This is a genomic window from Deltaproteobacteria bacterium CG11_big_fil_rev_8_21_14_0_20_42_23 (genome assembly GCA_002796345.1).
In the GTDB taxonomy this organism is placed as follows: Bacteria; UBA10199; UBA10199; order 2-02-FULL-44-16; family 2-02-FULL-44-16; genus 1-14-0-20-42-23.
The window spans coordinates 1-8,823 of record PCXC01000058.1; the positions used below are offsets into that span (position 1 = coordinate 1).

An 8,823-nucleotide genomic window follows, 5' to 3' on the forward strand; every position below is an offset into this window, starting at 1 on the left:
GTCAACATCGTGGGCTTGCACCTCATAAAAGAAAAAATTACTTTGCTTATTACTTCTTTCTCAAACCTAAATAGCACACATTTTTTGCCATTATGCCCGTGATGACAAACAAAAAACAAAAGTACTAAGTACTATCGCACCATTAAACTATCGAACTATCTTATTTTTCGTAATGTAAAAAAACTTTTTCCTTTTCCTTCTTGAGATACTTCTACTGAAAAACGATCCGCTGCAATTCCTCGCAGATCCTCTTCGAAGCTCTCTTTGCTGCCCGCATACTGAATTTTAAACTGTAGCCGTTCATAACTTTCGCTATCCGGGAGAAAACGTTTCATCACACCAGTTCGCTCTAAAGCTTTTTTCACGTACGAAATATCTTGAAATGTATTCGAGCCTAAAAATAGAATTTCTCCATCGGAAAATATTTCCTGCGTTTCAGTTTGCGGAGGCATATTTTCGGCATGCAGAATTGTGGAAAAGGAAAGAAGGAAAAGGAAAAAGAAAATACACAAGTTATTTTTCGTTCTCAATTTATGCATAAATGCTCATCTCTTCTTTCAGTTCTAGCGAGGTTAAGTATTCAAGGGTTTCTTGTGGGCTTTGCTCACCCTTCAAAATTTTTGAAACGCTTTCGCAAATAGGCAAATGCAAATTATTGGCCTGCGCAAAAAGCCGTACCGCGTGCGCTGTTTCAATGCCCTCGGCAATCATGTGGCCAGACTGCAAAATATCTTTTACGCTTTTTCCTTCCGCAAGCACTTTGCCCACAGAAAAATTACGTGACTTGGTGTCGCTGGCCGTAAGAAAAAGATCGCCAATTCCAGACAATCCGGAGAACGTATGGCGCTTTGCTCCAAACACCTCGCCCACCTTCATCATTTCATAGAGCCCTCGGGTAATCAGCGCTGCTCTTGCATTGCAACCAAGCTGCAAGCCGTCGCAAAGCCCAGCCGCAATGGCAACCACATTTTTCAAAGCGCCGCCAATTTGCACTCCCAGCACATCGCTGCTGGTGAAGGGAAGAAAACGCGCCGTTCTAAACAGCTCTTGCGCCTCTGCACATATGCGTTCGTCTTCACCCGCTATCACCACAGAAGTGGGTAAGCCTGCCGCAACTTCGGCCGCAAAGCTAGGCCCAGAAAGCACGAGCCGCCTTTCTTGAGGATGCTTCGGAAGCACTTCGTCCAAAACTTGGCTCATCAGCTTGAAGCCATTTGGCTCGAGGCCTTTCGTGCAGCTCACCAAAATGCTTTCCGCCTCCAAAAAATCTGCCGCCCGCTTCCATACGCTAGATAAGGCTTTGGAAGGAACCACAGACACCACATACTTTGCCTCGTGCAGAGCTTCGGCTATATCGTTCGTAGCAAACACATGAAACGGCAAATGAAGGTCTGGCAAAAACAGCGGGTTTCTCTGCTTGCTGCAAATGCCCTCAACCACTTCTGGCTCATAGGCCCACAGACTAAGCTTTTCACATTTTTCGGCCAAAAGAGAGGCCAAAGCCGTTCCCCAATTGCCCGCGCCTATCACGGCTATTTTGGAAGTTTTTTTCATATATCCCCAAAAAATCATTTATTTCAAAGAGTTACAAGAACGCTTCGGCTCATTTCTTCTCACTTTTTCTGACCACACATTTTTATAGAAAAAAATGCGAAACTTTTCTTATCCACTGCCGATCAAGAAGGCAAGGTGAGAAAAAACTTACCCGCTTCACCCCTTGTGAGAAGAAACAACTTATGTTAGGCAAAAATACCATGGAAAAGGAACGTCGCAGATACCATCGCATCTCTCTTAGCCTGCCAGTTATCCTACGCTACAAAGGCAAACTCCTTCCGGCGAAGATGGTTAACTTGAGCTATGGCGGCATGGGCATTCTCTCATCCCGAGAAGACTTTTCTCCCGGCAATACCGTGGAAATCATCTTCGACCTCAACAGCTCTTTCCGCGACTTAAGCCTTCGAGGCAATGTAAGCCACGTTGACGCTGAAGACCCTTCTTGCTTTGGCATTCAATTCTCTGATTTTCTCTCTCCAAGCCACCAAGTCATCGAAAACTTCGTCCGCGCTCACCTTCATTAGGCACTCCAAAAATGAACTTTTTCAAACGGCAATCCGTTATTTTCCCCTTGATAGGAACTATGCTTACGAGTATAGACACACACACTTAAACAAGCCTTAGGAGCCCTTATGACGCAAGCAAAAATGCCCTCAATGAAACGAAATTTGAAGCCTATTCACTTCGATCCCGATCTTCGTTCCATGACGGCACTGGAAAATGCCATGCATCAGTTTGATGATGCTGCGCAAGTATTAAACCTCACTCCCAATCAAGTGGCCTTGGTAAAAAAACCACGTCGTGTTGTTCAGGTAAAAATTCCAGTTCGTATGGACGATGGAAGCATCGAAGTTTTCGATGGCTACCGTGTTCAGCATAACACTGCGCGCGGCCCCGCAAAAGGCGGCGTTCGTTTTCATCCCATGGTTGATTTGGATGAAATGCAAGCGCTGGCTTTTTGGATGACAGTAAAAAGTGCTGTCGTGAATATTCCCATGGGCGGAGCAAAAGGTGGTGTGGTTTGTGATCCCGGAAAACTTTCCTACGGCGAACTCGAGCGATTATCTCGTCGCTATATTTTGGAAATGATCGACGTCTTCGGTCCAGATCGTGACATTCCCGCGCCCGACGTTGGCACCAATGCGCAGGTAATGACGTGGTTCATGGACACATACTCTCTTTACAAAGGCGATTACCTTCCCGCCATGGTAACGGGAAAACCAATTGACATCGGTGGTTCCCACGGACGCGTAGAAGCAACCGCAAAAGGAATGCTTTTCTGCCTCCGTGAAACTGCAAAAGTCTTGGAGTTTGAACTTGCTGGTGCAAAGGTTGCCATTCAAGGTTTTGGAAACGCTGGCTCAAACGCGGCGCGCTTACTTCATGAGGAAGGCTGTAAAGTAGTTGCCATTGCGGATGTAAACGGAACCTATTACAACGAAAAGGGATTAGACATTCCGCATATTCTTGAATACGTAAAAGTAAATCGATCACTTCGTGACATAGAAACAAAAATTGAATGCGAACGTCAGGATGATCCGAAGGAAATTTTGTATCTTCCTGTAGACATTTTGATTCCAGCTGCGCTTGAAGGCCAGATTCGTCATCGTAACGCAGATAGAATTCAAGCCAAAGTTATTGCTGAGTGCGCAAATGGTCCAACTTCTTACCGTGCAAATAAAATTTTAGATCAAAATGGTGTCTTCATTATTCCAGATATCCTCTGTAACGCAGGTGGAGTAACGGTTTCCTACTTCGAGTGGGTTCAAAACAGACTTGGCTACTACTGGACAGACACGCGCATTCAAAAAGAGCTTCACCGTTATATGGTGGACGCTTTCCACACGTGTTTTCAAACGGCGCAAAAATATAATGTGCCCATGAGAACAGCTGCCTACGTTGCTGCTATTGACAAAGTAGTAGTAGCAAACGAGATGCGAGGACTCTAAACGTTGGTGATTCAAAAGATTAATTCTCAGACCCTTGGCATGCCTCCCACTTGGATGGAACGCGCAGTTTCGCGCGGCGGCGCCATGGCCAACAGCCAAGAAATTAAGAAGCTGCTTGGCGAACCTATTCCAGTTCCCGTCGATCTTAACACCCTTCCTCCGGAGCTTGCACAAATGTTTGCGGCAAATGGAGTGCTGGAAAGAATTCGAAGCAAGCTTGCGCAAATCACACGCCACAAAAATAAAAAAAAGAAAAAAGGCGGAAAATTTATTCCTTCTCGCGGAACCATTGCATCGGTTGATGAAGACGACAACATTTACATTGGCATCGATTTCCTCATGGCCAGTGGTGAAGACGAAGCGTTGCTTGCCGGCATTTTGGCGCATGAATGGGGCCACATGGTGAGTGATCTGCCCAAGGGAAAAAATTGGTCTCACCTTACTTGGGATCAGCTCTATGAAATAAGACGCGATGAAGAAGGCGAAGCAGATGCATTTGCGGGCCGCGCTCTTTCTATGATGGGATATTCCACAACTTCCATGACAAATTTTTTGAAAAAACTTTCCGAAAAAAAAGTGAAGGGAAAACTTCCTTCACGAAAATATTACAACACCGCCACCCGCATTGCTATTATTGAAGAGGCTTTCAAGATCGGCGAACGCACACTCGATGCCGCAAAAAAAGTATTCACCAACAAAGATGGCACCGGAGCAAAAATTGGAAAAGTGTTTGGGGAGAGTTAGAACGCAGAACACACCTACTCCACCGCTTCTTGCATCCATCCTAAATATTCTTCCAAAGCATCACTTGCTTCAAACACCAAAAATTCTGGAACTTCGTAAGTATGCTCTGCTCGCAGCAGGTCTTTGATTTCTTCAACACAATACTGCGGAGTTTTGATGAGCAGCAAACATTCACTTTCTTCTTGCAAGGCTCCATCCCATTCATAAAAGGAAAGTATTTTTGGAATGACCTGCACACACGAAGCAAGTTTTTTGGTCACCAGCCGCTTCGCCAGCTTTTTCGCGTCTTTCAGGTTTGCTGTTGTGGTGCAACACAAGCTTGCATCGCTCATACTTGTCACCTTTCTTTTGCATCGAAGGGAACGCCTGCTTCTTGCTCTACTTTTCTGGCGAGGAGAAATAAATAATCTGACAATCGATTGAGGTAAATGAGGCCATGCTTATTTTCATAATCTCCGCTCCTGGCCAACGCCACCACTCTGCGTTCTAAGCGGCGCGATACGGTTCTGGCGATATCCAAAACTGCAGACGCAGCTGTTGCGCCAGGAATAAGAAATGATTTTGGAAGTGAAATACTTTTTTCGTGCGCCGTCATTTTTTCTTCCATCGCTTTTACATGACTGGCATTTGTAGGTTGAATCCAAGCGTGATGTTCTGGATGAGGTGTCGCAAGTTCGCCACCCACGCGGAAAAGATCTACCTGAAGCTCTCTGATTTCGGCTGAAAACTGAGAATCAGCAAGCAAACTGCGCGCATATCCAAGCTGCGCCACAAGTTCATCCAAGGTGCCATACGCTTCAAAACGAAGCGCATCTTTCGAAGCTTCCTCGCCAGAAAAAAATCGTGAACTCAGCTTGTCGCCTGTTTTTGTGGTGATGCTCATGAGGCGGCACGCTAATGAAAACACCTTTGGAGTTCAAGTGCAAAAAATGTATTCGTACCTTGTCAGCAAAGAACTGCTGTGTTACAGCATTCGCATGTTGAAATTGCGAACGATTGCCATTGTTGCCATTTTTCTCACCGCGGCTCTTTTTTTGGGGCCAGAAATTGCCGCGCAACTTGAACCCAGTTTTCCCCCACTCAATTTAGGAGTTCTCAGCTCGTATGCATTCCTGCTTATTTTGCTGGGCGCAGCAATGATGCTCTTTTCCTCGGTAGCACTTTTTTATTCAGGAAGTTTGTTGGAATCGCCAACCCATCCCTCCATCGTTTTTTGCATTTCTGGATTGTACTCGCGCATGCGCAATCCTTTTTTACTTGGTGCTATTTTGGTCTTGTGGGGCGAAACACTAGAGTTTGCTAGCATTCCCCTCATCACCTATTCACTGCTGCTTACGTTTGGGATTCACTTTTGGGTTACTTTTTTCGAAGAGCCCGCATTGCAAAGAGCATTTGGAAGAGTGTACCTCGAATATCGAAAAGACGTGCCACGTTGGTTCCCTCGTTTGGGAAAATCAAAAACACCTCGCGCCCCAAAACACCACCGAAAAGCCAGAAGAAAAATAGCCAGCACTTCGTACAATCATCAGAAATAGCCGGCAATCAATATGGCAACTGGTCCGGTACAAAAACCGCATCTGGTGAATTGACTAAACCACCCTTCGCTTCCGTTCGGAGCTCGTCTATTTTTTGCTTCCATTTCTCATCGTGGCCCATCAAGAGTTCGGCTTTGTCCAAGAAACCAAGCGCGCTTTCTGGCTTTCCACGCTGCACGTTGGCTTTTGCGGCATAAAAATAGGCAATTCCATTTTCGGGATCAACTTGGATGGCATTTTCAAATGAGCGAAGCGCTTTGTCGTAGTCTTTTTGTTGAAGCAGGGAAATTCCTTCGTCAATAAGGCTTCGTGAGGCGCTGCGTTTTGGCGTGCCCACTCTTTCCACTGGCGGCGGAGGTGGAATATCAACGCGCTCGCTCTCCGGAATATGTTCGTCGGGAAAGCGTTTGTGCCCTTCTCCACCTTGCTTTGCGCAAGCAGTAAAGAGAAAAATACAGAGAACAGAAAGAAGAGAAAATCGTTTCATGAACATCCTTTACAGCAACAGAAAATGAAAGGCTAGATTCTAATGAAGCTCAACTTCAGAATCAAGTTGAAATTCATCGCAATCTTGCGCCGGCAAATTGTTGTCTGCAAAGGCTTCCACAAAAACATCGCCACACTTGCGTTTGTAAATGCCGCCAGTGCGCGTATCTATTTTCACCAAACTTACACCGGCTGGAATAGTGAAGGTTTGCGTGCCATCGTTTGCCACTTGCTTCATAAAGCTTGCCCACAAGGGAAGTGCCGCTCTTGCACCACTCATCTTAGTTGAGGTGTTGTCATCATAGCCAACCCAAGAAAGCGCCAAAAAGTTAGGAGTGAATCCAATAAACCACGCATCGCGGTAATTGGAAGTGGTTCCCGTTTTTCCAGCAACCGCACCACGAAAGCCAAACGAACGAACACTTGCGCCCGTTCCACGGTCAATCACACCTTCCAACACTTGTGTAGTGAGATAAACAGGAACAGGATCAAAAACACGTTTCATGCTAACATCTCTTCGCTCTAACACTTCTCCCTCTTTGGTCATCACATTCAAAATGGAAATGGGCTCAGCGCGAATGCCACTGTTGGGAAAAATGGTATAACTGCTCGCCATCTCAAGTGGTGTTACTTCAAACGCACCCAGCGAAAGCGATGGCACCGGCTGCAAACTGCTGCTGATACCGGCGTCGCGGGCGGTCTTCACCACATTTTCCAAACCAACATCAATGGCAATGCGAGCAGTTGCAATGTTGTAGCTATGTTCCAGCGCTGTTCTTGCGCGGATGAGGCCGTGTTCTTCTTTTTCGTAATTTTTTGGACTCCATTTTTCTCCGCCCGAAGTCACTTCGAAACTCATATCGGAAACAAGTGTTGCCGGAGTATAGGGCTGTTTCCCTCGTGAACCATCAAACGCAGTAAGATACACAAACGGCTTAAACGTAGATCCAGGCTGGCGAAGCGCTTGCACGCATCTGTTGTATTGGCTTGCTTGGTAATTTCGTCCACCCACCATAGACCGAATAAAACCCGTTGAAGGCTGAATGGCAATTAAACAAGCTTGCAGCAAACCAGCATGATCTTTTGGAAGCAAGGAAGCATAATTTTTTTCCAAGGTATTCAAACCATCTTCAACAGAAGCTTCGGCCGCAAGTTGCGCAGTCATATCAAGTGAAGTGAAAATGGAGAGCCCTTCTTTTTCCAACACTTCTTGCGGGTACAATTCGGCGAGTTGCATTTTTACAAAATCGATAAAGTATGGCGCAGTAACAAGTTTGATATTTCGTTTTGGAGGATTTATTTTTTCAGCTTTTGCTGATTGAAATTCTTCTGCGCTGATAAGTTGTTCTTCAAACATTTTTTGCAGCACAATATTTCTGCGCTTTTCCGCACGCTCCACACTGTTGAATGGACTGTGTGAATTAGGAGCTTGAATCAAACCTGCCAGCAAAGCACACTCTGCCAAGCTTAGCTGCCCCACATCTTTTGCAAAATAAAACTGCGCTGCTTTGGCCACGCCAGAAATGGAAGAACTTCCACGTTGGCCAAGATAAATTTCATTTAAGTACGCCTGAAGAATTTCTGATTTGCTGTATTTTTTTTCAAGTTCAATAGCCATCAATGCTTCATTTATTTTTCGCAGAAAAGATTTTCTTGAATGCAAAAAATAATTTTTTACCAGCTGCTGTGTAAGCGTTGAACCACCTTGCACAATTTTGCGCGCAATCACATCTGCAACTGCAGCGCGTAAAATGCCAACAGGATCAACGCCGTGGTGTTTGAAAAAACGTTCATCTTCAATAAGAATGATAGCTTCTGCTAAATGTGGCGGAACATCTGAAAGTTTTATTTCGGTTCTATCTTCCATGCGTTCATCAAAAATGCTGGCCAGCATTTCGGGTTCCAATCTTACCAATTCAAGCGTTTGGCCCTCTAGTTTATTTTCGATGGACGTAATGTGGTGGTTTCGCAAACCGATGCGGACGGGAAAGCCTTTAAAAACCTCGTTGGGATAGCTAAAGTCGTGCAAGTAAATATCGAGATGAGAAGAATTGATTGAATAATCGCCAGGAGATTGAATGCTGTCGCCACTATTTCGGTACGAAAGCCTGTCTAACTTTGCAAGCAGATCGCGTTGCTTGATATCGATGCCAGGATACAAATATTCTGCATCAGAAAAAACGCGCGACGGCAAATTCCATTTGTCTTGCTGCCCAAATTTTTCTTCCACAATTTGACCCAAGTGATGCATGTAGGCCATCAAAAAGGTTGCAGACAAAAGCATCGCAATAAGAACGAACTTTATTTTTTTCATCAGACTTATTGATGAGCGTTTCTTTTTCTTTGATGATTTTTTTTTTCGACGTGAAGAAGCTTTTTTCGGCATGCCGCAGTTTAAAGCCTAAAGAGAGAAAAATGTCGAGCCCTCTGTCATTCTGCTTGTTGTCATCCTCTGGCTAGACCAGGGGATCTATCGTCTTAAAGGTCAAGCAGAAAGCGGATAAAATGCGATGTTATTTTTTAACATGGCATTTAAACACACAATCATCTTACGC

At 45.1% G+C, this 8,823-nt stretch carries 10 protein-coding genes; 4 read left to right on the plus strand and 6 right to left on the minus strand.

All coding sequences use genetic code 11. The features are described 5' to 3' along the window. Positions 1-155: 155 nt before the first annotated feature. Complete coding sequence (locus tag COV43_06980; protein PIR25094.1) at positions 156-539, minus strand: hypothetical protein; 384 nt, start codon at positions 537-539, stop codon at positions 156-158. Then, on the minus strand, positions 532-1,572 hold the full coding sequence (gpsA, locus tag COV43_06985; GenBank protein PIR25095.1) for a glycerol-3-phosphate dehydrogenase: 1,041 nt from the start codon (positions 1,570-1,572) through the stop codon (positions 532-534). Before gpsA ends, COV43_06980 begins: the two co-directional genes overlap by 8 nt. Positions 1,573-1,736: 164 nt before the next feature. Here gpsA and COV43_06990 point away from each other — a divergent pair, with 164 nt between their 5' ends. From COV43_06990 to COV43_07000, 3 genes are all read left to right on the plus strand, one after another. Beyond that, positions 1,737-2,078 (plus strand): hypothetical protein, encoded by a 342-nt coding sequence (locus tag COV43_06990; protein ID PIR25096.1) that lies wholly within the window; start codon positions 1,737-1,739, stop codon positions 2,076-2,078. A gap of 180 nt (positions 2,079-2,258) precedes the next feature. Beyond that, a complete protein-coding gene (locus tag COV43_06995) occupies positions 2,259-3,503 on the plus strand; it encodes a glutamate dehydrogenase (GenBank protein PIR25103.1) in 1,245 nt (414 codons plus the stop codon). Between the two features lie 6 nt (positions 3,504-3,509). Next, entirely contained in the window at positions 3,510-4,247 is a 738-nt protein-coding gene (locus COV43_07000) for a hypothetical protein (GenBank protein ID PIR25097.1), read from the plus strand. A 14-nt stretch (positions 4,248-4,261) separates the two neighbouring features. On the opposite strand, the gene COV43_07005 is transcribed toward COV43_07000, so the two are convergent. Further along, the gene (locus COV43_07005) at positions 4,262-4,579 is read right to left on the minus strand and encodes a divalent-cation tolerance protein CutA (protein ID PIR25098.1); all 318 of its coding nucleotides are present in this window, start codon (positions 4,577-4,579) and stop codon (positions 4,262-4,264) included. 5 nt (positions 4,580-4,584) lie between these two features. Next, positions 4,585-5,130 (minus strand): ATP:cob(I)alamin adenosyltransferase, encoded by a 546-nt coding sequence (locus tag COV43_07010; protein PIR25099.1) that lies wholly within the window; start codon positions 5,128-5,130, stop codon positions 4,585-4,587. On the opposite strand from COV43_07010, the gene COV43_07015 reads away from it, so the two are divergent. Continuing rightward, complete coding sequence (locus COV43_07015) at positions 5,123-5,782, plus strand: hypothetical protein (protein ID PIR25100.1); 660 nt, start codon at positions 5,123-5,125, stop codon at positions 5,780-5,782. The genes COV43_07010 and COV43_07015 overlap by 8 nt on opposite strands. Before the next feature lie 7 nt (positions 5,783-5,789). On the opposite strand, the gene COV43_07020 is transcribed toward COV43_07015, so the two are convergent. Further along, a complete protein-coding gene (locus COV43_07020) occupies positions 5,790-6,275 on the minus strand; it encodes a hypothetical protein (GenBank protein PIR25101.1) in 486 nt (161 codons plus the stop codon). 33 nt (positions 6,276-6,308) lie between these two features. Further along, positions 6,309-8,654 carry a hypothetical protein gene (locus tag COV43_07025; protein ID PIR25102.1) on the minus strand — a complete coding sequence of 782 codons (2,346 nt, stop codon included), beginning with the start codon at positions 8,652-8,654 and terminating at the stop codon, positions 6,309-6,311. Between the last annotated feature and the right edge of the window lie 169 nt (positions 8,655-8,823).

Coding starts and splice junctions, on each gene's coding strand:
- COV43_07005 (PIR25098.1), bottom strand. CDS start 4,579: ATGAGCGATGCAAGCTTGTGTTGCACCACAACAGCAAACCTGAAAGAC.
- COV43_07010 (PIR25099.1), bottom strand. CDS start 5,130: ATGAGCATCACCACAAAAACAGGCGACAAGCTGAGTTCACGATTTTTT.
- COV43_06980 (PIR25094.1), bottom strand. CDS start 539: ATGCATAAATTGAGAACGAAAAATAACTTGTGTATTTTCTTTTTCCTT.
- COV43_07015 (PIR25100.1), top strand. CDS start 5,123: ATGCTCATGAGGCGGCACGCTAATGAAAACACCTTTGGAGTTCAAGTG.
- COV43_06995 (PIR25103.1), top strand. CDS start 2,259: ATGACGGCACTGGAAAATGCCATGCATCAGTTTGATGATGCTGCGCAA.
- COV43_07025 (PIR25102.1), bottom strand. CDS start 8,654: ATGCCGAAAAAAGCTTCTTCACGTCGAAAAAAAAAATCATCAAAGAAA.
- gpsA (PIR25095.1), bottom strand. CDS start 1,572: ATGATTTTTTGGGGATATATGAAAAAAACTTCCAAAATAGCCGTGATA.
- COV43_06990 (PIR25096.1), top strand. CDS start 1,737: ATGTTAGGCAAAAATACCATGGAAAAGGAACGTCGCAGATACCATCGC.
- COV43_07020 (PIR25101.1), bottom strand. CDS start 6,275: ATGTTCATGAAACGATTTTCTCTTCTTTCTGTTCTCTGTATTTTTCTC.